The organism is Candidatus Ozemobacteraceae bacterium (assembly GCA_035373905.1).
GTDB lineage: Bacteria > Muiribacteriota > Ozemobacteria > Ozemobacterales > Ozemobacteraceae > MWAR01.
Window position 1 is genome coordinate 60,844 of record DAOSOK010000011.1, and the last position, 23,968, is coordinate 84,811.

Annotated in this window: 14 protein-coding genes; 4 read left to right on the forward strand and 10 right to left on the reverse strand. The window is 60.7% G+C overall.

Annotation, left to right across the window (positions count from 1 at the left end):
* Window positions 1-16: 16 nt before the first annotated feature.
* From PLU72_07225 to ahcY, 3 genes are all read right to left on the reverse strand, one after another.
* Window positions 17-520, reverse strand: a complete 504-nt coding sequence (locus PLU72_07225; protein HOT27964.1) for a hypothetical protein — start codon at window positions 518-520, stop codon at window positions 17-19.
* 93 nt (window positions 521-613) lie between these two features.
* On the reverse strand, window positions 614-1,249 hold the full coding sequence (locus PLU72_07230) for a hypothetical protein (protein ID HOT27965.1): 636 nt from the start codon (window positions 1,247-1,249) through the stop codon (window positions 614-616).
* Window positions 1,250-1,792: 543 nt separating this feature from the next.
* The gene (gene ahcY / locus PLU72_07235; GenBank protein HOT27966.1) at window positions 1,793-3,211 is read right to left on the reverse strand and encodes an adenosylhomocysteinase; all 1,419 of its coding nucleotides are present in this window, start codon (window positions 3,209-3,211) and stop codon (window positions 1,793-1,795) included.
* Between the two features lie 224 nt (window positions 3,212-3,435).
* Here ahcY and PLU72_07240 point away from each other — a divergent pair, with 224 nt between their 5' ends.
* Together PLU72_07240 and PLU72_07245 are read left to right on the forward strand one after the other, a co-directional pair.
* Window positions 3,436-6,480, forward strand: coding sequence for an adenylate/guanylate cyclase domain-containing protein (locus PLU72_07240; protein ID HOT27967.1), 3,045 nt, complete (start codon window positions 3,436-3,438; stop codon window positions 6,478-6,480).
* Window positions 6,477-9,473, forward strand: coding sequence for an adenylate/guanylate cyclase domain-containing protein (locus PLU72_07245; GenBank protein HOT27968.1), 2,997 nt, complete (start codon window positions 6,477-6,479; stop codon window positions 9,471-9,473). Before PLU72_07240 ends, PLU72_07245 begins: the two co-directional genes overlap by 4 nt.
* A 25-nt stretch (window positions 9,474-9,498) precedes the next feature.
* Here the strand turns inward: PLU72_07245 and PLU72_07250 are convergent, their stop codons facing one another.
* Genes PLU72_07250 through PLU72_07265 form a run of 4 tightly spaced genes read right to left on the reverse strand, consistent with a single transcriptional unit; the run spans window position 9,499 to window position 16,766 of the window.
* Window positions 9,499-10,629, reverse strand: a complete 1,131-nt coding sequence (locus PLU72_07250; protein ID HOT27969.1) for a prepilin-type N-terminal cleavage/methylation domain-containing protein — start codon at window positions 10,627-10,629, stop codon at window positions 9,499-9,501.
* Between the two features lie 24 nt (window positions 10,630-10,653).
* Window positions 10,654-11,121, reverse strand: a complete 468-nt coding sequence (locus tag PLU72_07255; GenBank protein ID HOT27970.1) for a prepilin-type N-terminal cleavage/methylation domain-containing protein — start codon at window positions 11,119-11,121, stop codon at window positions 10,654-10,656.
* Window positions 11,122-11,134: 13 nt separating this feature from the next.
* Entirely contained in the window at window positions 11,135-13,822 is a 2,688-nt protein-coding gene (locus tag PLU72_07260) for a hypothetical protein (GenBank protein ID HOT27971.1), read from the reverse strand.
* A 49-nt stretch (window positions 13,823-13,871) separates the two neighbouring features.
* Window positions 13,872-16,766, reverse strand: a complete 2,895-nt coding sequence (locus tag PLU72_07265) for a hypothetical protein (protein HOT27972.1) — start codon at window positions 16,764-16,766, stop codon at window positions 13,872-13,874.
* A 124-nt stretch (window positions 16,767-16,890) separates the two neighbouring features.
* Between PLU72_07265 and PLU72_07270 the strand changes: the two genes are divergently transcribed.
* Window positions 16,891-19,635: an HAD-IC family P-type ATPase gene (locus PLU72_07270; protein HOT27973.1), complete on the forward strand. Its 2,745-nt coding sequence runs from the start codon at window positions 16,891-16,893 to the stop codon at window positions 19,633-19,635.
* A gap of 269 nt (window positions 19,636-19,904) precedes the next feature.
* The gene (locus PLU72_07275) at window positions 19,905-20,417 is read left to right on the forward strand and encodes a hypothetical protein (protein ID HOT27974.1); all 513 of its coding nucleotides are present in this window, start codon (window positions 19,905-19,907) and stop codon (window positions 20,415-20,417) included.
* Here PLU72_07275 and pncA read toward each other — a convergent pair.
* The 3 genes from pncA to PLU72_07290 all read right to left on the reverse strand — a co-directional run bounded on the left by pncA (window position 20,393) and on the right by PLU72_07290 (window position 23,938).
* Window positions 20,393-21,031 carry a bifunctional nicotinamidase/pyrazinamidase gene (gene pncA, locus PLU72_07280; protein ID HOT27975.1) on the reverse strand — a complete coding sequence of 213 codons (639 nt, stop codon included), beginning with the start codon at window positions 21,029-21,031 and terminating at the stop codon, window positions 20,393-20,395. The genes PLU72_07275 and pncA overlap by 25 nt on opposite strands.
* Before the next feature lie 240 nt (window positions 21,032-21,271).
* Window positions 21,272-22,744, reverse strand: coding sequence for a nicotinate phosphoribosyltransferase (locus tag PLU72_07285; GenBank protein ID HOT27976.1), 1,473 nt, complete (start codon window positions 22,742-22,744; stop codon window positions 21,272-21,274).
* A gap of 78 nt (window positions 22,745-22,822) precedes the next feature.
* Window positions 22,823-23,938, reverse strand: coding sequence for an aminotransferase class I/II-fold pyridoxal phosphate-dependent enzyme (locus tag PLU72_07290; protein ID HOT27977.1), 1,116 nt, complete (start codon window positions 23,936-23,938; stop codon window positions 22,823-22,825).
* Between the last annotated feature and the right edge of the window lie 30 nt (window positions 23,939-23,968).

The following is a 23,968-nucleotide window of genomic DNA, read 5'->3' on the forward strand; positions in this document are numbered from 1 at the left end:
AGATAGATTGCTTCTCCTATTTCGTCTTACTGGTCTTGGGGTCGAGGTCGCGGAGCTGAGAGTTGTGCCAGAAGATGGGGAACTCGTCGTTAGGGTTGAAGAAGGTGAAAAAGGTCCTGACGTCGCCGCCCTCGATCAGCACCACGGCCCGGACCTTGATGGGGGTCTTCCGGAGAGCTCTCGGGCTGAGGTCGGGCATCTTGTTGTCCTCGGGGTGACCGCCGTAGAACAGGTCGATCTCCTTGGCGTTCTTCTGCAGATACTCGAAGGCGTTCGGAGCGGCTTTCTTCTCCTTCGAATCGACGTCGCAGGTCACGATCTCGGCAGTGAGTCTCGAGAGCTTCTTCCCGGCGAAGACGTTGAAAATGGCGCCCTTGTGCTCGAACTTCACGTCGAGCACCCGGATGGTGAGGTCGCAGAAAAGATACTCCTGCGGATTGAAGGCGACGGCGGGCTGAACCGCCAGCAACAGGCAGAGAGACAACAATCCAAACACGCCGAACATCCGAAGACCCTTCATGCTATACTCCTTCATATATATTCTAATGGCGCTTTTCGCCCGCGCAAACGCGGGGCGAAATCAGCCCCTGTCATCCCCGTGATTGAGCGATATCTAGCGAAGGGCGGCCGGGAGGGCCTTCTTCATCCCGCTCCTTTTGAGAAGCGGCGTGTATTTCAGAACCAGTTCTGCATCCTGCTTGGTCTTTGCATAGCCGGCGGCAGTGCGCATGAGGTCTTCCGCGGCAAGCGGTTGTCCGTTCGAATCCAGCATCCTGGCAAGCGTCACCAGGCTGGTCGTATCGGTGAATTTCGTTGCCCCGTAGACGATGATACGCGCCCAGGGGTTCAGGTCCGTGGCATTTCCGGCCGACATCTTTGCCGCACGGATCACCTCGTTCGGGGTGCGCGCCGCTTCGAGAGCCTGCCAGGCGATGGCATTCATGGCGGAGTCTGAAACGCACATGGTACGAAGGATTGAAAAATCCTCGAATTTTTTCACGAGAGGCATGTGGGCCAGCACCATGGGATCGATGACGCGAAATTGTTGGCTGTTATGGTCGAAATCCGGTTGGCGCGACCGCCATGCGGCGAGTTCCCCGAATGTTTTGAAGGGGGTCGGCGAGACCGAAGACGCTTTTTCTGTCTTGTTCTTGGCGACGGCGGTTTTCTGCGCAGTGCGGAGCCGGTAGGCCTGGTTGGCCAGGTAGTCTTTCGTCGCGCGTTGGTACGCCAATGACCAGAGCATCATCGCGTCCTCGGGGTCTTTGCCAAATGGGCATGCTCGAGAAGAACGGCATCGAGGCGAGCCCAGACCCCTCCGTGTCGTCCCGCTGAGTTGACTTGGTTGGCGACAAGATATGCCACGAGGAGCTCGAAGGACTCGAAGGGCGGCTCGCACCATGTGGGAGCAGGGTCAGCGCGATGCGAATCACCGGAAGATACGTTGACCGCGGCGGGGCGTTGTGCATCGCTCTCGACGTTCACTGGTTTCCCGTCGAAAGGACCGGCAAGGACGGGGAACGAATCGATGACGAAAAGACCGGCCAGGAGAATAACCGCGATCTGCGTTGTTCTTCGGCGCATAGATGTTCCTTTTCCCAATTCAAAATACGAACCAAGGCATGTACCATGCTATCTGACAAGAATATATCCTGGCAAGGAAACGAGCAGGGAAAACGGGAACTCCTCGATCCGTGGGGAGGCGTTTTCACGCCCTCCAGCGTCGGGTGCGAACAGGCCGGTAAAAACAAAACCGCCCGGCTTTGCGGCCGGGCGGCTTCGGGAATACGGCTCAGTAGCGGTAGTGGTCCGACTTGTAGGGCCCCTCGACCGGGACGCCGATGTAGTCGGCCTGGTCCTTCGTCAGCACGGTGAGCTTCGCGCCGAGCTTCTCGAGGTGCAGGCGGGCGACTTCCTCGTCGAGCTTCTTCGAGAGAGTGTAGACGCCGACCTTGTGGTCGCTGGTCCAGAGGTCGATCTGGGCGAGCGTCTGGTTCGTGAACGAGCTGCTCATCACGAAGCTGGGGTGGCCGCGGGCGCAGCCGAGATTGACGAGGCGGCCTTCGGCCAGAATGTAGATGCTGTGGCCGTCGGCGTAGGTGTAGCGGTCGACCTGGGGCTTGATGTTCGTGCGCTTCACGCCCTTCCAGGTCTCGAGCTTGCTCATCTGGATCTCGTTGTCGAAGTGTCCGATGTTGCAGACGATCGCCTGATCCTTCATTTTCGCCATGTGGTCGGCGGTGATGATGTCGCGGTTGCCGGTCGTGGTGACGTAGATGTCGGCCTTGCCGAGCGTGTTCTCGACGGTGTCGACGACGTAGCCGGCCATCATGGCCTGCAGGGCGCAGATCGGGTCGATCTCGGTGACGACGACGTGCGCGCCATACGAGCGCAGCGCCTGGGCGCAGCCCTTGCCGACGTCGCCGTAGCCGCACACGACAGCGACTTTGCCGGCGATCATGACGTCGGTCGCGCGCTTGATGCCGTCGACGAGGCTTTCGCGGCAGCCGTACAGGTTGTCGAACTTCGACTTGGTGACCGAGTCGTTCACGTTGATCGCGGGGAAGAGGAGCTTCTTCTCTTCCATCATCTTGTACAGGCGATGAACGCCGGTCGTCGTTTCCTCGCTGACGCCCTTGATGTGCGGCAGCATGTTCGTCCACTTCCTGGGCTCGGCCTTCAGGGTCTTCTTGAGGATCGCGAGCAGTTCCTGCTCGTCTTCACCCTCGGCGTGCCGGTCGAGGATCTTCGGATTGCGCTCGGCTTCGTAGCCAATGTGAATCATCATCGTGGCGTCGCCGCCGTCATCAACGATCAGGGTCGGGCCCTGGCCGTCCGGCCAGGTCAGCGCTTCCTGCGTGCACCACCAATACTCTTCGAGGGTTTCGCCCTTCCAGGCGAAGACCGGGATGCCGCGCTTGGCGATGGCCGCCGCGGCGGTGTCCTGCGTCGAAAAGATATTGCAGCTGCACCACCGGACGTCGGCGCCGAGCTCGGCCAGAGTCTCGATCAGAACGGCGGTCTGGACGGTCATATGCAGCGACCCGGCGATGCGCGCGCCGCGGAGGGGTTTCTTCGCGCCGTACTTCTCGCGCAGGGCCATAAGGCCGGGCATTTCGTGCTCGGCGATCTCGATCTCCTTGCGGCCGAGCTGCCAAAGATCGATATCTTTCACCTTGTAGGGAAGGCGGTTCGTCGTGGTCGTGGGCATCGTTTCACGCTCCGTTCCTGTCTGGTTCGTCTTTTTCATGAAGGCTCCTTCGAAAATCAGGCTTCGGTACCGTGCCGAAAGCCCGGAATAACGTCCAAGTTTCGCACGGAAGCCTGAAAAAGTCAAATCCCGTGCGGATTTCATGGGGCCGTCCCGCCGATGAACCGTCCGTATACCACGGAAGAACGGGATGCGATACAATATGCCCGATGATGGAAGACGGCATGAAACAACCTCGCGACAGCCATGCGGAGACGGTGATACGCCCGCGGGAAATCGCCCCCGAAGCACGTCTGCTGTTCTGGTTTCTCGTTATCCTCCTTCCGTTTTTTACCCTGCGGTTCGCATTCAGAGAGGTGATCCGGCGCGAAGAGGCGACGAATCTCCAGCTGGTGAAGCGCGAGTTGATGAACGAGGCCGAGGACGCCGCGAACCGGCTGAAACTGGAGCGGGGACTGGCGGATGCTCTCCAGCGGATCGAACGTCGTGCCGGCTTTCCCCCGGTCGGCGAAGAGAACCGATTCCGCTTCAGTCGGGACGCCCCTCTTCCGTTCGAAGCAGCCGCTCTCGCGGAAGATCTCTGGCGGGGGTTCGGGAACGCCTTCGGGACCGCGCCGCTGTTCCTGTTCACCTTCGGGCCGGATGGCCGGGAGAGCGAGATACGAACGAACCCGGCGTATATTTCCCCGTTGGAGCAGTTTTCCCGGCGGAGCGTGAGGAACTGGCTTCATGCGCTGGCGAGAACCCCCGGCCGAAGCCTGTGGCAGCCGGAAAAAGGGGTTCCCGACGATCGCCGCCGCTGGGAGGGAAACGCGGGAATCGAGCGCCTGCGAGCCGAGGTGACGCGTTTCGTCACATATTATTTCGGCATGTATGCATTGCCCTTCGGAGTCCCGGCGCAGCCTCGCAGCTTTTTCACCCACCGGTTCGGAGGGGAAAAACTCGTTCTGTATCACCGGTTCATCACCGCTTCCGACCAGCCCGATGCGCCCTTGCTGGGAGGATATCTCGTCGGGGTGCTCGACCGGACCGTTCCTGCCCGGCGTCTTGCCGACCAGGCTGCCCGCCTTGGCGCGCCGGAGCAGTTCGGATATCTCTTCGGCCGCGGCAAAACCCTTCGAGGCCCTGTGTTCACGAAAAGCCGCCGAGGCATCACTCTCTGGAACCCTCTTGCCCGGGATCCCGGCCTGCCGGTGAAGGGCATAACGGCGGGAAAGGATTCGCCGTATCTCGGGGTGCGGATCGGATGGGAACGGATTCGCCACCCGGCCCGACGTTTTTTTTCGCTCGTCGACTTTCTGCTCTCGGCCGGCGGCCTTTTTGCCTTGTGGCTGATCCTGTTTGGCGATCGCTGGATGTTCGTCCGGAACATGGACGTCCGGGGAAAGCTCCTCTTCGCTCTTGGGCTGGCCATGGCATTTCCGCTGCTGGCGTTCTGGACTGCCGCTACCGCGTATTTCAGCTTCCATCAGCGCCTCGAAATCAAGCGGGAGCTGATCTCGATGTCCGAACAGCTCGCCCGGCTCGAAAACGGTTTGAAGAGTTACTCGCTTTCGCATCGGACACGATTTCTGAAGTGGCGGAAACGCTTCGGGAAAAGTGACTCATGGCCCATTTCAAAGGTGGCGAACCTTCTCGATCGGCTGCTACGGGAAAGCGAACTCGATACGGTGCAGTATGTCCGGCGGGACGGGCAGACCCTGATTCGTACCTTTCCCCAGGGGCGCGGGCCGTGGGACGAAACTCGGATCGAGCGGATCATCGCCGATCCCTTCAAGGCGATGGCATGGGCGCTTCTGCGTTTCACCCGCAGTATCACTCCGGAAACGGAAGACGCCGTGAAAAAAAGCGGGGGCATGATTTCCGCGGCGGCCTTCGCCGAAGCGTTCCAGAATCGCGAACTCAACGGCATTCTCCTGCAGGACTTCAGGCCGCTGGAGATCAGCCTTTTCGGCGACCGGGCGGCGCAGTACAGCCTCGAGATCGTTACCGAGGCGGATGCGGCTCTTCCCACCCCCATTGGCGTTCTGTTCGCGCGTGAAACCTATATCAGCCTGGCCGAAAGCTACATGCGGAGTCTTGCCAACCCGCTTGGCAACCTGGGTGATGGGCGGTCCGGCTTCCAGGTGCGCGCCGGGCTGTTTTCGATCCCTCATCTCCAGGGGGCGGGAGACGCGACGTCCGGCGTCTGGCCCGAAGGGGCGCGGCGGGACGCCCTGCTGCGATCGGTCGCCCGCAGAGCGGTTGATTCAGACCTCGAAGGAACCTGGGATACGCGGGAAAACGGCCTGCCGATGCTCTTCGCCGTCCGAAAATTCTCGCCGCTTCCCTTCGTCGCCGTCGCGGGCGGTCACTGGCGGAGCGACATCGCCTGGTGGCAGACGGAAACCGGATGGGCGATGCTCCTGGCCGTGTACTCGGTCGGCATTCTTTTCTTGCAGGGAATGGTGCTCGCCGGAGCTTTCGCCCGGCCGCTCCGAAAACTGACCGAGGCCGCCGCCAGAGTGGGGAAGGGCGAGCTCGACGTCGACGTCACCCTCGAAACGAAGGACGAGTTTGCGATGCTGGGCCACGAGTTCAACCTCATGACCCGGGGCCTCAGGGAGCGCCAGCGGCTGACCCGCTTCGTGTCCGACGAGGCCCTTCGCTCCGTCCGCCGGGACCAGGCCGCGATGCGGGATGCTGGCGGACTGCGAGTCCGCCGGACCGTGCTGTTCGCGCATATCCGGGGATTTTCCTCGCTGGCCGAGTCGCAGCCGCCCGAGGACGTCGTGGCCCTCCTGAACCGGTATTTCGACGTCATGGAGAGCGTCATAACCGCTCGGCGGGGAACGATCGATAAATATATATCTGACGCAATAATGGCGGTGTTCGCTCCTCTGGAGAATGCCGCCCCCCCGGAACTCAGGGCCGCCGGAACGGCTCTCGATATGAGGCGCGAACTCGCGACGCTCAACCGGGAGCGGGCCGCGGCGGGAAGCTTTCAGATCGAGATCGGCATCGGCATCGCCACGGGTGAGATGATCTCCGGCTACATCGGGTCGGAGGACGGGCGGCAGTCGCTCACCGTCATCGGCGACACGGTGAATCTCGCCGCCCGGCTCGAGTCCCGCTCCGAGCTGGCCAGCCGGACCGGCATCGCCATCTGCCCTGCCACGGCCGAGGTGTGCCGGGGAACGTGTGTCGTCCAGCCTCTCGGAGCCATTCCGATCAAAGGCAAGGATCTGCCGGTGAGCCTGTTCGAACTGTTGCCGGAGGCCGGGGCGTGAACGGACCGCATCGAACGACGTCCGCCGCCGGCCGCCGCAAACCGGGCATTCGCGAGATGATCGGCCTGTGGCTGTTTCTCGTCGTCATCCCGCTGGCGGTGTTCCGATCCTTCTACCTGGGCGAGATCGCCCGGCAGGCCGAGGAACGCCTGATGCAGGCTCGCCAGGACTGCGTGACGCAGATGCAGGACTTTCAGGCGGATCTCGGAGCGAGCGAGATCCTGCATGAATTGCTCCAGCAGAAGAATATCGATCCGTGGGCTCCAAGTCGCAACTGGCCCTGGCTGGCGTCGTTCGACCCGAAGACGCTGACGAGAGGCGAGTCGGTTCTCCGGCTGAGGAGGAAGATCTTCGAACTGACGGGAATCCCGCCGGCGTATGTCCTCGTCATGGGCGCCGAATCCCAGAACGCCTATCTGACACCGGCGCTTCGGGGAAGGGTGGACACCGGCGTCCTGAAAGCCGCGATGCGCGAATATTTCCTGTTTTATTCCTCCCGGTTCGGGATGGAATTCCTGCGTCAACTCCTCGTCGGCAAGCCCCCGTCATGCCGCTGGTCTGACGGAGTCATCCGAAGTCTCCTGGACATCCCAAGCAGCATGGAGGAATGGTATGCAAAGGCCTTTCCCGCGTATTCCCTCCTGCACCAAAGTTCCTGCTTCATCATCAATATCCCCGTGTTTTCAGCCGGCTCCGGCCAGATGGACGCGTTGATCCAGGTGAGTTTTCTCGACAAGGACATGCGCCCCGGCGTGATTCTTCGGAAGATCGGGCATCGCAGAACGACGAAGGGAGAACGGCTGTTCGGCATGCGTTCCGCGCACGGCCTTCCACGATTCGAACGTGAGAACGGCGATCTGATTTATCTCGATCTGGCCCCGGGCAGGATTCTCAACCTGACACGATGGAATCCGGAACTGGTCGATCTGATCGAGAAAGGTCGGCTTCCCGTTCTTGGAATCCGGATCCGGTCGGATGAGCTGACCGTTCTTTCGCCCGATGGGCGCTCGCTTCTGGATATCGTTCTCGGAATCGCCGGCCTTCTGGGCCTTTTCGTGCTGTCACGGCTGATGAGCCCGGAACTGCCGCTGTCGACGGGGATCGGCACCAAGGTGACGCTGGTGTTCCTCTTGGGGGCCGTCGTGCCGCTCGTCGGGATCGGCTGGATGGGACGCGCGTTTCTCCGTTCGGAACACGACCTGAAGGCGGAGGAAACGCTCGACGTCATGACGCTCGAACTCGAACGTCTCGACCGGTTCATGCGGGCATCTGCTCTGCGGGCTGAAAAACGCTTGCGCTCCGTACAGCGTGCGCTGTGGCGAAACACCCGCGATGCAACCCATGGAGAAGCCTGGGTGCGAAGCCTGAAGAGTGCCCAGGTGATGGTGGGGATGCAGTGGTTCCGCAACGACGGAGAGGAGCGGTTCGTGTGGGGCGGCAACAAGAACAGCCTCATGAAACGGATCGGAGATTTTCTCCGGGGACCGCTGGCCGAGACGATGTGTGCCCGGGGCGCTTTTTCCCAGCTGGATCGCAAGACGCAGGAGAAAATCCAGAACGCGATCGCCATTTCCTTGTCGGTTCTCGAAAAGAACTTCGATATGAAATACTTCGGCGAATTGTTTGCGAATCCCGGCTGTCTGTTTGAAAACCCAGTTTCTGGAACCTTCCAGAAACTGGTCATGCTCGGCGGCGGCTCGGCCGGGGTGCCGCCAAAAATCGCCGCCATCGGGGTTCTCGAGCCTCACATGCCCTTCGTTCCCTTTTTCCGGATTCTGGAACGGCATCCCCGCCTTCTTTGCCGCGAAAAGAACGGATTCAAAATATATATTCATGTATATCGTATTCCCACGAAGACCAGCGAAACGGTGAACCTCGAATGGCCGACGTTCACCGTTCCCTTCGTGGAGCTCGCGGAAAGCCGCAAATGGCTGGCGAATTCCTTCCTCGCCTCACGTACCAACGGACGGATGAACAATATGCGAGGAGCCACCCCGTATCTGGCCGCCGGCCGGATGATGGGTATGGGAGCTTATCTCGCGATGGCCTATGCGGAACCGCTCGACGAGCTCCCCGGCGGTTTCACGCGCACCTGGGGTCTGGCGCTCGTGTTGTGTGCCCTGTTCCTCGCCGTTCTCATCGCCCGCGCCACGACGTGGTTCCTGACCCGGCCGATGGCGTCGTTCATCGAGGCGATCCAGGCCACGTCGAGAGGAAGTCTCTCGTGGCGTGTTCAAACCGAGACCCTCGACGAATTCGGAGAACTCGGGGATTCGCTCAACCGCATGGCGGAAGGTTTGCAGGAAAAGGAACGAATGAGCCGCCTCGTGTCCGAAGATGTCCTCCAGGTCGTCGCGCGCGACGACGACAGCGGCATCAGACCAGGCGGACAGCGCGTCGAGGCGACGATCCTGTTTTCAGATATCAGAGGCTTTACAACGATCTCCGAAACGCATCCTCCAGAACAGGTCGTTCTGATGCTCAACGGGTATTTCACGAAAATGGCTCGGTGCATCAAGGACCACCACGGCGTTCTCGACAAGTTCATCGGCGACGCCATTCAGGCGGTATTCTACCCTCGCGAAGGAGAAGAACCTTCTGCGGTGCGTGCCTGCCGGGCCGCCTTCGCCATGCGCGAAGCCCTCGACGAATTCAATCGCGATCGCGCGAAACAGGGCCTGTTCACCGTCCAGACGGGAATCGGACTCGCCTGCGGCCAGGTGGTCGCCGGCTGTATCGGCTCTTCCCGTGGCCGGCTCGACTACACCGTGATCGGGCGCACCCTGCAGGTTGCGATGAAACTCGAAGCGGAAAGCAAGAAGGCCCGCACGACCGGCATCATGATCGAGCCCGTCACGATCCGTTCCGCGGCGGGAAAAATCCGGTTCGGGTATATCGAACGAATGGAACTGGAAAGCGGCACTCGCTCGGTTCCGGTCTACGAACTGCTGGGCATGCGAAACGAAAAGCCGGAATCACCCGATGTCGGATGATTCCGGCTTGCGGCCGGGATAGGCGTCACTCGCCCTTGCTGGGATCCGCGTTTTCGACCTTGGTCAGCAGGTCTTCGACTTTTTTCTTGTTGTTGGCCAGAGTGATCTTCTGTGTCATGGCATCTTTTTTCGCGTCGAAGATGCTCTTGAACGTGTCCTTGAGTTCGAACGAGCCGGCGGCCTTTTCCAGCTTCTTGTAATCCATCTGCTCGATGGTCTTCATGCTGGCAAAGCTGTTTTTTACGCGGTTGAGGGCTTTCTCCTTGCTCGCGAACCAGGTGCCCGCCTTCGACAGTTTCCGCTCGAAAATGTCTTCGGGAAGATCGCTCATGTTCGTTTCGCAGTCCTTGATGGCCGAGGTCAGATCGAGGTCGGCGTTGGCGATGTCGTTCAGGGCGTTCTTGAGTTCCCGTTTCGTCGCCTCAAGATTCGCCTTGGGCTTGTTCAGGGCTTCCTCGACGTTCGCTTCGAGCCTGTCGAGATCGCTCTGGAGCGTCTTGCCGATGTCCTCCACGAGCAGCTTGGCATCGTCGCCGATGCTGTTGAGCAGGTTTCCGTAGGTGCTGAACACGCCTTTCATGTTCCCGACGTCGCGCCAGTGAGGATCGTTCTTCGCCGACGACACCTCGCGCATCGTCGCCATGACGTGCTGGTCGTGGACGAGGTCCTGCGTGAGGCCGGGAATGTTCGCCCGGAGGCTCAGCTTGATCGACACCTGCTCGGGGGTGTCGGGAAGATCGTCTTCAGAAATCGACGGGCGGGGCTTCGTCTCGACCGAAAACGCGTCCATCGCCGTGCTCAGCACTCGGATCGAAGTACTGCCCTTGTACACGACCTTCCGGATCAGTCGCGGTTTTTCCCATTTGTAGCTGATCAGCGCGAGATCGTCGCCGTTCCGATGCTGCTGAAGGGTGACTTCGCCCTTGTCCGCATCGAACTTCAGGCTCGCCGATGCGGCCATCCGGAAATCATCCTGCATCGCCTTCAGCACCGTCGTGGCCTGGTTCACCATCCCCTGGCGCGTATACGCCCGGGTACTCTCGAGATTCCCATGGCGCAGAAACGCATAGATGCCGCCGGCGGCGAGAGCGAACACGGCGGTAGCCACCATGACCTCGACCAGGGTGAACCCGCGGCTTCTGTTGGAATGTTTCATGGCACGTCCTCCCGTCTCATTCGATCACGATTTCGGTTCCACGAGGATCATGCTCGTGGAACGCTCCTGCTTGCCGGCGTTCGGCTGGATCCAGGTCACCCAGACCTTGAAAAAAAGCACGCTCCGGTCGCTTGGCTCGCGGCCCTGGCGCTTGACGAACTTGAACGTTCCCCGGGCGTTGAAGTCCCGGTATTTTTTCTGGTAGCTGACGACCTCGTCGCGGGAATGGGGCCAGAACATATCGTCAAGTTTATATTCGCCGCCGCTGTCGGGCGTGTTCGAGTCGGCATACGACCAGAAATCCCGAAATCGCACCGACGATACCTCCTCCTTGATCGACTGGAGGATTTTTGCCGCCATCTGCAGCTTCTCGGTGTCCTCTCCGACCTGGGCCTGTCCGCCGAGACCGCGAAGGAACGGGCCGAGAACGAGCACGAGGATGAACAACGACAGGATGACCTCGATGAGCGTGTAACCCCTCTGCGTGCTCATGATGCAAAACCCTTCACTTCTTCTGGAATTCGTAGGCGCGCCACTTCTTGCTGAACGTGGCGTGATATCGCGTCGGATCGTATTTCGCGACGTCCTTGAAATACGACATGAGGGAACTGTGCGTCCGGTTCGACTCGTAATGCACGTCGACCTTTCCCTGGCAGTCCTTGCGGTTGAACTGGTTCACGACCAGATTGCCGCGGATCTTCAGCGAGCCGTAGAACGGGTTCATCAGCCCCCGATCGCCGTATAGACAGGCTTCGACGACGTTCTTGCCGTTGTTGATGATCGCCCCATTCCGCGCGATGATCGAAAGCATCGTCGGCGGGCCGCCCGGCGGGTCCACCCGCCGGATGCTCTTCAGATGGATGTTGCCGGCCGCGACAATGATGCCTCTTCCGCAGACATACAGTTCGTTCCGGAAGAACAGACCTTGACCGTCCGTGCCCTCCACGAACGTCACGCCGTCGCAGTTGAAGACCATCTTCTTCCCGACGCCCGGAACGTCCATCTCGGAGCTCCGGTTCGCGATGTCCTTCGAGAAGTCGCTCGTCGTCGCGTAATAGTAACTTGCCTTCTTCAAATACTGCATCGGTGAATATATATTCGATGGAAGGTTTTTTGCTTCGGCGGGATTCCACTCCTTGCTCATCCCGGCGGCGTCCACCTCTCCGCTGTCCTTTTCGAGCGGAGGATACGCGCAGAAACCGTACGGCTCGACGATATTGTCCTGGAATGGAAGCGGCGGAAGGGTGATGTCGACGTTCGGGAACCCGATCCAGTTCAGCGGGATGAGCAGACGGATCATCGGCATCTTCACCCGCGAGAACTTCTTCCAGAGATTCCCCTCGACCCGGAACGAAAGAGGAAACTCGCAGTGAAAGTCGCCGAATAAATACGTTTTGTTATAGAACTTCGGCACGGGGATCCACATGGTGCTGTCCGTCAGCCAGGGCCAGTCAAAGTGAGGCACCTTCAGCGCATCGAGGGGGACGCTCATGAAGTCGCCCGCCGTGATCGTGCCGGCGCCCGTCTTTTCGAGCAGACCCTCCAGGATGTTGAACAGGGCGACCCATCCCCCGATCGGCGGGGGGCTTTCGGCGCTTATCCCGTAGAAGCTTTCGCCCATGGTCGGCATGTACGAGTGCTTGGCCGGGTTGGGCTTGTCGAGAGAAGAACCCTTCTTTTCACGATGCTTGTTCTTGTCGGTGTTGTTGATCAGCAGGGCCGCGATCTCGCAGCCCTTCAGCGCCTCGGTGAAGGTGTAGCCGCTTCCGAGGAAGTCGAGCAGCCCGAAGTTGAGCCGGATCTCCATCGGCTTCGTGCCGTTCACCCGCACGCGGCCGGGCAGGAAAAAGCCGTTCGCGAGCTTTTCGACGTCCATGCTCCCGATCGCCCCGAAGAAGGTTTTCAGCTTCGCGAACAGCTCGTCGTCGAAAAAGGTGATGTTGTGGATGATCAGCGAGCCCATGCCCTCGGCCCAGTTGATTTCCTTGTCGCCCTCAAAACCGTCTGTGTTTTCGAGCCCTTCGTCCTCGAACAGGAGCTTCGAGTTCGCGACGAAGAAGCTGTAATCGGGAGCGATGGGCTGCACGTCGGCAACGCGAAAATCCCGCTGCGTGTGCAGCGTCTTGCGGATCGTCGTGCCGCGCGACCCCTGCGGCTGGTATTCGACCGTCGTTTCCACCTCGAAGATGCCGATCTTCTCGACCGTCACGCCCCAGCCGACCTTGCCGACCAGCGTGCTGATTTCGTCCGGCAGGAAGCCGAGAATGCGGTTCCGGATCGAGTTCTTGAAGTCGGTCAGATCGATTTCGAGCTTCAGATCCTTCAAAAGCGTGTTCTTGAGAAACCCCTTCAGCGTCGCGCCCTCGCCGAGTTTGTCGCACATGCCCTTCAGAAGCGCCCCGATCAGCCTGCCGACCGGGATCGGGATGGCGACCGAATACAGGGCAAGATTGAACTGGATGTTCTTGATGACCTCGCGCACGACGTCGCCGAAGTTGACGTCGGGAATATACCCGACCAGTTGGTCGGTGAGGTTGATCTTGAACTCCTTGTCGTCCATGATCGAGTTGAGAAAGTTCCCGACGTTCAGGTCGGTCAGATTGTTGGCCTCGGTCAGATCGAACGTCAGCCCGGGAATTTCGTAATTCTTGCTCTTCGGCAGGATGCCGAAGACGCGCTTGATCGACGCCTCGCTCCTGATCGAAACCTCGCCGCCCATATCCCGGTACAGGTCCTCGAGGTCGGCGAAGTCCTTGTTTGTATACGTTTTTCTGAGCTTCGCGACCATCTCGGGCCCGAGGCTGATCTCGAGACCGAGACCGTTGCCTTCCGTGTCCGCTTTCTCGATGTTGGTGTTCTTGAACTGCAGCGGATCGACGTTGCCCCCACCCATGACCTGGGGCAGCCTGAACTTCCAGAACCAGCTGTCGAAATCGAGTTTTTTGAAGCTGATCGCATCGTAGATCATCTTCGGATCGTTCATCTCCTCGGCGATGAGACGATAGGTGAGGTTGGTCGCGGCTTCCGCGCAGTCCATGGCTTTCTGGTCGTTCACCGACCTGACGGCCAGCCGGCGGGTGGAAATGCCGGTTTCCGTCAGTGTTTGCGCGATGATGATGAGGATCGCCGCCACGCCGAGCACGATGAGGTAGGCAGACCCCCTCCTGAACGTGATTCCTGGCGTTTCTTTCATGTCGCTGCACCTCTTGCCGATCGAAAGTCCGTACATATCAGACGAGTGATCATTTGAATCGGTTCTGCATTTGCTTGAACCCCTCGAGCATTTTTTCCTGCATCTCCGGGGGAATCTTGCCGGGATGCTCCCGGGCAAGCTTCTGCATGAATTCGGAAAACTGCTGCGGGGTGATTTCATGCATGCGCTTCAACCCGTCGAAGGCTTCCTTCATCGACTGGCGGTTGTACTCCTTTGGAAGCTCCTTTTCGGGAATCATCGCGAGAAGGCGATCCATCGCCTTCTCGAGGACTTCCTTGTCGCCGACCTCGTAGCCGATACCCAGCAGGCTTTGGCACACCAGGACTCGTGCTTCCTCCGAGATCGAGGTGTCCTCGAGGGCTTTCATCAGGTAATCGCGGGCCTCCCTGAACTCCCCTTTTTCGATGCACTCGAGGCCCATCTTGCAGTTCTGGTTCAGATAGAACTCGGCGTAGCCCTTGTAATTCGGGTCGTCCGCCATCTTCATCAGGGTTTCCTGGAGCGCCTGCTCGCTTTTCCGGGCGAACTCGGCCGAGATCGAAAGGCGCTCGTCGTGCATCGCCTTCATCGAACTCGCGTACCCGCTTCCCGACAGGAACTGGCCCGGACTGCCGCGGGTGCCGGCGACCATCGACGGGGCTTTGCCTCCGCTCTCCTCCATTCTGGCGGCCTGGGTCTCGTGAACGACCCTGGGGGCCGTGCCGGAGCCGCCGGGAAGGCTCAGCCGGTCGCCGGCGAACCGCCAGAGTCCGGCAATGGCGAGAACGACGGCCGCCGCCGCGAGAATGGTGCGATGTTGTTCCGCGAAGCCCGTCGCGCGGCCAATCGCCTCGCGGGCCTGGACTTCCGTGAACTGCGGCGATACGGCCGAACCGGGCATCTGATCCTTTTCGCCGTAGAGGTTCCTGGTGCTCGAGGCAGTGACCTTCTTGAACGTGTAGGCCGGCGGGGCTTCGGGTGCCGTCGCCGCAGCCGGAGCCGACTTTTTCGCAACGGCGGCCATCAGCGTGGCGATATCCGGAGCGAGAAGGGGGATCGCGCCGGCGATCACGGCGTCCCACAGATCCTGAGAGCCCGGGAGGATGACGCCGTTCACGTCGTGGGTGCAGCTGTAGAGAACGGCAAATCCCTCGCGGGTCGGGTTGGTCGCGAGAATGAACGCCGCCTGGGTGCGCAGCTCCGCGTTCTTTTCCGTCGGAAGGTATTCCAGCAGCAGGTTCTGGACCGACGCGAAATCGACCGTCGCGAGCAGGGAGAGGCTGTTCTTGCGAACCTTCATCTGGGGCGACTTCAACATCCCCGTCAGATACTGAAGCGCGCTGGCCCTGTCCGATACGATATACAGTTCGAGCGCGGCGGTCTTGATGCGGACGTCGTCCTGCCGCAGGTAGTTCGGTATTTCGTAAGCTATACAATCGAGGTCGAACCGGCCGATCGTCCGCAGCGCGGCGGCGACGACCCCGGGGTCCTCGTGCTTGAGGTGCGCGAACATCGGCTTGGGGTCCCATCTCACGCCGTGGGTGGCAATCCGGTCGAACAGATGGAGGAGGACCGAGCGGTCGAGTTTCGCGAGAAGGAGCACGCCGATCGTTTCACGAAGCTCGGCGAACGAATCCTGGTCGCGTATGGCCGAAAGATGCCGCCGCTGACTCTTCGGATCGAGGTCGTAGAACGAGCCGTCCCGGACGATCCGCCGGAGCGTTTCGACGGAATACTCGTCCTGGGTTTTCCCGAGAGCCTGCTGGAGCAGTTCACGGATCTCTTCGACCGTTTCGCGCATCTGAAGCTGCTCGAGAGCTTCCCGCACGTGCGGAACGTCGAGCCCCTGCACGAGCACCCTGACGGCCGCGAGTCGTGCCTCGGGGTCTTCCTGGGTGAGATCGTTGAGCGCGATTCTGCACGCCGTCTGAAGTTTGCGTTTTCTGAGGCCGTCCTTCAGCTTTTCGAGATACTGATCGATCGACTCCTCGAGAATGCCCGATGCCTTGATCGCCGTGATCAGTTGCTTGATGACCAGCTGGAGGATATGCGCGCGGGTCCCCCGGAGGCCTGCATAAATGTCGTACAGCTTCAGCGGAAGGTCCGGCGACGGGTTCATCGCGACGGCCGACCCTGCCAGCGAGAGAAGGAGGGGCACTGGTTCCGCTGCAAGGTAGGCGAGATACAGGGCCTCGCTCTCGCTGAACGGCACCAGAAGAAGCTCGCGAAGGCCCCGTTGCCTGATCAACGGGTCGCGAGCAGAAAGCATCGATCTCAGATACGCCTGGGCTTCGGCCGGGTCGAAGCTCCGAAGCTTCCGGATCGCATGAAGGCGGATTTCGATATCATCGGATGTCAGGAAGTCGGCGACCCGTTCCTTGAACCCCTCGAGATTCTGCGTATGCAGCAGATCGATGATCGCCTTGATGACGGTGGGGGAGGGGTGGTCGGCGAACGCCGAAGCCAGGCCGGCGTCCTGCGACGTGCCGAACTTGGCGAGAAGCGTGAGGCCGACGGCGAGAACCTCGGCGTTGTCTTCGCTGAGGATATGGGCCCGCCAGGTGTCGAGGATTTCCGGGGCGGGCGGCTTGCGGAGCGAAAGCTGGACGGTGCGCCTGAGGGTATCTTCGCCGACCTCGAGAAGAGCCTTCGTGCGTTCGGGCGTCAGCTCGACCTTCTCGATCTTGCGGTCGAAGCGCTTTTTGTTGAGCGTTGCAAGCAGCTGTTTCGCTCGGTAACTGCACTCTTCCGACGTCTCGTCGGCGGCGATACGATCGATGATTCCTGAAAACTCTGCTCCGAGCCCCTGAAAAGCGATCTCGTCGAGCGCAAGAAGCCGCTCCACCGGATGCTCCGAAGTGAGGGCGAGGGAGATCCAGGCGCCTGGATCGAGCGTTTCCGGAAGCGCCGGCGCCGTCTGCGTATGTTCGTCCTGGTTCGCCATTCCTGAAGTTGTCCTCTCTCCCATGGAACGAAACGGATGTACCATTCTATCATGCTCTCTCGCGATGGAGGGAGAAGTTGTATAATTCCCACGCGAACAAAGAAGAACGGGAGAAATGACTTTCATGGAACAGATCCGCGAAGCCGTGAAAAACGACTGGTCGAGCCGGGAGGCGGCAGATGCCCTGAAAGCCTTCGGAACGGGCGAACGCGGTCTCTCGCGTTCCGAGGCGGAAACGCGGTTCGCGGCGTTCGGTCCGAACGAGATCGCCCAGGGAAAGCCGACCCCCTGGTATGTGCTGCTCGGCCGCCAGTTCACGAACCCGCTGATCTACATCCTTCTGGCCGCCGCCCTCGTAACCGGACTCGTCGGCCACCTGAGCGACGTCACCATCATCCTGTTCGTTCTCGTCGTGAACGCCGGCATCGGCTATTACCAGGAAAGCAAGGCGGAGCGCGCCATCAACAATATCAAGGGCATGTCGGCCCCCCATTGCCGGGTGCGCCGCGACGGCGAGGTGCTCGACGTGACGGCGGTCGAACTCGTGCCGGGCGATCTGGTGTTGCTCGAGGAGGGCGACCGGGTGCCCGCCGACGGGCGGCTTGTGTCGACGAAGCGACTTCGTATAGAGGAAGCTATATTCACCGGCGAGACGATCGCGGCTGAGAAACAAGCCGCGAAAATCGAAGTGACCGCCGTCCTGGCCGACAAGACGAACATGATTTTCATGGGGACCCATGTGACCGCGGGACGCGGAGAAGCGGTGGTCACCGGAACCGGCATGGCGACCGAACTCGGAAAGATCGCCGGCCTCGTGCAGACGGCCGACGAAGTCCAGACCCCGCTCACGAGAAAGCTCGAGACGTTCAGTTCCCTCATCGCGAGGGGCGTTCTCGGCATCTGCGCCGTCATCTTCGTCAGCAGCTACCTGGTCCACAAGCAGAGCTTCACCGACGTCCTGCTCAACGCAATCGCCCTCGCGGTGTCGGCCATCCCGGAAGGCCTTCCGATCGTCGTCACTCTGGTGCTCGCGATCGGCGTCCGGCGCATGGCCCAGCACAACGCCCTGATCCGCAAACTGCCGACGGTCGAGACCCTCGGCTCGGCGACCGTCATCTGTACCGACAAAACCGGCACCCTGACCCGCAACCAGATGGTCGTGACTCGCGTGTACACCTGCGACCAGGAGTATGAGGTCACCGGTGAGGGATACGCCGCGGATGGAACGATCACCGCGGTGAAAGGCGAATATGCAGCCGCGGCGATGGCTTCGTTCGCGGAAACAGCCGTGCTGTGCAACAACGCCTCGTTGCGCCAGGAGCCGAATGGCGCCTGGACCATGGTCGGCGATGGCACCGAAGGCGCGCTGATGACGCTGGCAGGAAAACTTGATCGCTCCCTGCTCACCCTGCGCGAACGCTACCCTCGCCAGGGCGAACTGCCGTTCGACAGCAAGATCAAATACATGGTCGCCGTGCATGGCAGCCGGTCGGGGCTGAAAGCCCACCTCAAGGGCTCGCTCGAGGCCGTTCTTGCACGATGCACACGCATCGCCGGTCGCACCGGCGAGCGGCCGCTGTCCGAAACCGATCGCGAACTCATCCTGAAGAAGAATCTCGGATACGCCGATGAGGCGTTGCGCGTGCTGGGCTTCGCCGTCCGCGGCCTGCCCGCCGGAACCGATCCGACGGCGTTCTGTGAGGGCGAACAAGAGGGATACACGTTCGTCGGTCTCGTGGGAATGATGGACCTGCCGCGTCCCGAGGCAATCGAAGCCGTGGCGAAATGCAGGAAGGCCGGGATCATGGTCGTCATGATCACTGGCGATCACGCCGCCACCGCCAGGGCGGTCGGCCGCAAGGTCGGCCTGTTCGACGACGGCATGCGGATGATGACCGGCGAGGAATTGTCGAAACTCGATGAAGAAGGCCTGCGGTCGATCGTCGAATCGGTCGCGATCTACGCGCGCACCAGCCCCGAGGATAAGATGCGCATCATCAAGGCTCTTCAGCACCACGGCCACGTCGTGAGCATGACCGGCGACGGCGTGAACGACGCTCCGGCTCTCACCCGCGCTGATATCGGCGTCGCGATGGGCCGCTCCGGCACCGATGTGGCCCGCGAAGCCGCCGGCATGGTACTCGTCGATGACAACTTCGCTTCGATCGTCTCCGCCGTCGAAGAAGGGCGCATCATCTTCAACAACCTCCGCAAGGCGATCGGCTTCATGATCTCGACGAACGCCGGCGAGGTGCTGACCCTGCTCACCGCTTCGCTGATGGGCTGGGCCGCTCCGCTCCGCGCGGTGCAGATCCTCTGGGTGAACCTTGTCACCGACGGCTTCACGACGATCGCGCTCGGCGTCGATCCCGCCGAAGGCGACGAAATGCAGAAAAAGCCCCGCCGCCATAACGAACCCCTGCTGTCCGGTCCGATGTCGGTGCAGGTCGGCGTCGTCGCCGTCCTGATGACGGTCGGAACTCTGTGGGCTTACAGTCTCGGTCTGAACTGGAACGGCGCCCCGGCGACCCCCGAACAGTCTGACGCGGCCGTAAAACTGGCCCAGACGATGGCGTTCGGCGTGATGGTGTTCTTTCAGTTGTTCAACATTTTCAACTGCCGAAGTTACGAAAAATCCCTGTTCAGGGTGGGCATCTTCGGGAACATGAGCCTCGTCGGCGCCGTTCTCCTCGCCTCGCTCCTGCAGATGGCGGCGATGTATCTCCCGTTCCTGCAGAAGCTCATGAACGCGGCTTCGCTCGACGCGGCCCAGATGGGCGTCGTTCTCGGCATCTCCCTCAGCGTCATTCCCGTCGTCGAGGTGACGAAATTTGTCGCGCGCCGGGAATCACCGCAAAACGTTCGTTGATGAGCCTGATACGTTTCTATGGCCGGGCGATTGCTTCATTTTTCATCGCCTGTTTTCTCCTCGGCGCCATCATGCTGCTGTTTCCCCCCGATATTCACAGGCGCGTCATGGCCATCAGGCGCCTGCAACCGGGGGCATATCATCCTCCTGCGGATTTGCCTGAAAAAATACGCTCCCGCATGCTCGCAAGGCTCGAGGAACCGCGGAGCCGCGAAGAAGCAGCTTCAGGCATGCGGCCGAACGCAGAACCCCCGCTGGAGGGCTTGCCGTTGGAATTCAACGTGGAAAGCTATTTCAGACACCTCAACCGTCTGAAAATGGAGGATGGATATAGTCTCGAGTATGCCTATTACGTCGACAGCGGGCGCGGATTTCCTCTGCTCTACGCACGACCTCGAAAAAGCCCCAGGCTTCTCGATCAGTATGACTTCGAAGAGCGTTTCGGCGAAATACGAAGTCGGAAAAACGTTGTCAACGCATATCTGGAACACATTCGAACCGACGGCAGTCGCGAAGGATTCGTTCAACTTGCTGTCCTGAGGATCGTCGGCGATCAGTTCCATCTGTACTGGCATGCGCATTACAACGACACGAAAATTCTCACCCGGCTTCCCGCCTGGGTGACGTTCTCCGATGACGAGGTTGCCGTTTCGCTGTTCACGTTCACCGCATGGGGTGGCGTGAAGCTATACACAATGCGCGTCAGACGCGAATTTCCTCACACGCTTCTCGCGGAAGACGCGGTGAGGCTCATCCCCTATAACTGCGGAATACGTTTTTGAAGCGCCGGATCTGAGAGGGGGAGCCGCCGGGCTCCTGCGCGCTCCATCTCTCGGAGGGCCTGCTCCCCGTCTTCGGGGGTCAGATTGACGGCGCGGCAACCCGCCTCGATGACGCTGACTCGGAATCCGAGCCGGCAGGCGTCGAGAACCGTGAATTTCACGCAGTAATCCGTCGCGAGACCCATGACGAACAGATCGCTCACCCCATGCCGCCGGAGAAGATCCGCAAGTCCGGTGTCGTGGCGGCCGCCGTTGTCGAAGAACCCGCTGTAGGAATCGACGTCCCGGATCGTTCCCTTCCGGACGACATTCCGGTTGACGCGCGGATCGAGGTCCTGATGAAACGCCGCTCCTGGCGTGTTCTGCACGCAGTGGGCCGGCCAGAGAATCTGCTGAAGCCCGGCAAGCTTGATGATCTCTCCGGGTTTTCGGCCCGGATGCGATGCGGCGAAACTTCCGTGATCGGCCGGGTGCCAGTCTTGCGTCGCGACGACGAACTCGAATGCCGGTATCACCTGGTTCGCAACCTGCACCGTCTCGTCGCCCCCGGCGACCGCCAGGGCCCCGCCCGGCATGAAATCATTCTGCAGATCCACCAGAATCAATCCCCTCATTGCCCTTTCTCCTCGTGCCGAAATGTCCAATTCCGAACGCCTTCCTGTGTAAATCTATTGAATCCTGCAGAATGAAAGCCGCCCGTTTGCCCAGAGCCTGTCGAAGGGCGAAATGAGGAATCATCTGCAAGTGGCTGTTCGTGCTTCGACAAGCTCAGCACGAACGGAGACACGAAGCTGGTTTTTGATGTGCAGGACTCAATAAGCTCCGTCATCTGCGGATCACGTGTTCCTTCGTTCCTATTTTGCGAAGCCGCGGGCCTTCAGGATCAGGGTCGTCTTCATCTCGTGCAGCCCCAGTTCGAGGCCGACGGGATACCGATGCGGGTTCACGAAGCGCTTGATGCCGCCATGGAACCCGGCAAGCTGATCGTAGGTCCGCTTTCGTGCCGCTTCGAGTGGCTCGTGCTCGAAGACGGGGTGCCCCCTCCGGAAGGCCGGTTGCAGCAGATCTTCGGCCGTCAGATCGCTTCCGAGTTTCCGTCTCCGGGTCTGATCGAGGGGGTCGACCATGACCGGTTCGGCCGGACAGCCCGTCAGTTCGTCGAAAATGAGATCGGCGGAGCACTCGCCCGAACGCCTGAATCTTCGCACCTGGAGATGGCCCGGCGTGGTGATCTTGATGTGCTGCTCGGAAAGCTTGATCGGGTGCTTCCACTCCTCGCCCGGCCGCTTGACCGACGTCAGCTTGTAGACGCCGCCCAGGGCCGGCTGGTCGAATGCCGTCACGAGCTTTGTGCCGACCCCCCAGACGGCGATGGCGGCGCCCTGCTCCTTGAGGCTCGCGATGATGTGCTCGTCGAGATCGTTGCTGGCAAATATAGCTGCGTCTATGAATCCGGCCTCGTCGAGAATGCGCCTGGCTTCGCGACTGAGATAGGCAAGATCGCCCGAGTCGAGGCGGATGCCGACAAGTTTGTGCCCGCGCTCCTTCAGGCGTGTGCCGACGATCGCGGCGTTTTTGACCCCTTCGAGCGTGTCGTAGGTGTCGACGAGAAACACGCAGTTGTTGGGAAGCGCGTCCGCGTAGGCGTCGAACGCTTCGAGCTCGGAGTCGAACGACATGATCCAGCTGTGCGCGTGCGTCCCGCGAACGGGAATGCCGTACAGCCTGCCCGCCAGCACATTCGATGTTGCATGACAGCCGCCGACATATGCCGCCCGGCTTGCTGCAAGACCGCCGTCGATGCCGTGGGCCCGCCGTAGGCCGAACTCGAGCACCTGCTCGCCACGCGTCGCATGACAGATTCTGGCGGCCTTGGTGGCGATAAGCGTCTGGAAATTGATGATCGTGAGCAGCGCCGTTTCGACGAGCTGGGCATGCATGATCGGCCCTTTTACCCTGATCAGCGGCTCCTGGGCGAAGACGACCGTGCCCTCCCGGACGGCTTCGACATCGCAGGCGAATCGCAGGCCGGACAGAAAATCCAGGAACCCCTTTTCGAACAAAGACTGGCCGTCGTTGCCTTTCAGCGACCAGAGATACGCGATGTCCTCGTCGTCGAAATGAAACTTCGCGAGAAAATCGAGCGCCGGCTGGATGCCGCACGCGATCGCAAAACCGCCGTGAAACGGGTTTTCCCGGAAAAACAGCGTGAAGACCGCCTCCTTGTCCGCCGTTCCCGACTTCCAGTAGGAATAGGCCATCGTCAGTTCATACAGATCGGTCAGCAGGGCAAGCGAAGGTTTGTACAGCCCGGTATGCTCGGTCATCTTGATCCTCCCTGGTCATCTCTTCGCATGATATCAGCAGTTGCGGGGATTGGGAATGATCCTGGCGTGATGATCGTCTCAGGTTCCGATTGATGTCTCGAGATGCTTCTTCAGACGGTCGAGAGCGTCGGGAAGATTCTTCCGGCCGAAACCGATCCGAAACGCATTGTATATCGGGCCGTACAGACTTCCCGGGAGGAGCAGAACGCCTGCTTTCCGGACGAGATCCTCGCAGAACTCGGCGACGGATCCCCGGAGCAGGGCTGGAAATGCGATGGGCCCGGCTTTCGGCCTTCGCCAGCGGAAGAGATCAGGGTGTCTGCCGAAAAACGTGTCGAGCAGATCGAGATTGTGGCGGATGATTCTCAGGTTGCGCTCGACGATCGGCTTTCTGTGGCGCAGCGCGAGCGTCGCGAGAAACTCCGCAGGAGCGCTGGAACAGATCGTGGTGTAGTCCTTGAACGCGGCAATCTCGCGGAACAGGGCGTCGTTTCGCGTTGCGAGCCAGCCGATCCGAAGCCCGGGGAGACCGTAGGTCTTCGACATGACGCCGAGGGAAACGGCGCGAGGGTTGATGTCGGCGAACGCCGGGAGGGTGGGGCAGCCATGTTCGAGCCCGCGGTACACCTCGTCGGAGAAGACGATGAATCCGTGCTGTTCCGAGAGCGCCGAGAGTTCCTCGAGAAACGCTTGTGACGGAACGAAACCTGTCGGGTTGTGGGGAGCATTGATTGCCACGACACGCGTCCGGTCGGTGATAGAGCGTTTGAGTACCTCGATGTCCAGTTCCCAGCTTCCTGCAGGATCGCCAGGCCACTCGGTCACCTGTGCGCCGATACTGCGAGCCACTTCCCCGAGCGACTGGTAATACGGGGCATGCACGATGAGCTGGTCACCCGGCTCGAGAGCGACGTTCATGAACGTGAAGATCGCTTCCTCCGCGCCGGCGTGAACAAGAATCTGGTCGGCTGGGATGCGTTCGTAGAGCGAAGCGATCGCTTGCCTGAGATCGGGATGCCCGAGGCTTTCCGTATACCCGAGCCAGAGCGCGGAAAGCCGTTCCTCCGCGCCGGGGTCGAGCGCCAGCAGGTCGCCGACCGTCATGCTCTCGCAGTCAGACGAACAGAGCAGCCAGGGGGTCGAAAACTCGTATCGCGCAAAGTAACGCTCGAGTGCGAATGGGCGGATCTTCATGATGAATCTACCTCGACGGGGCCTGGGATA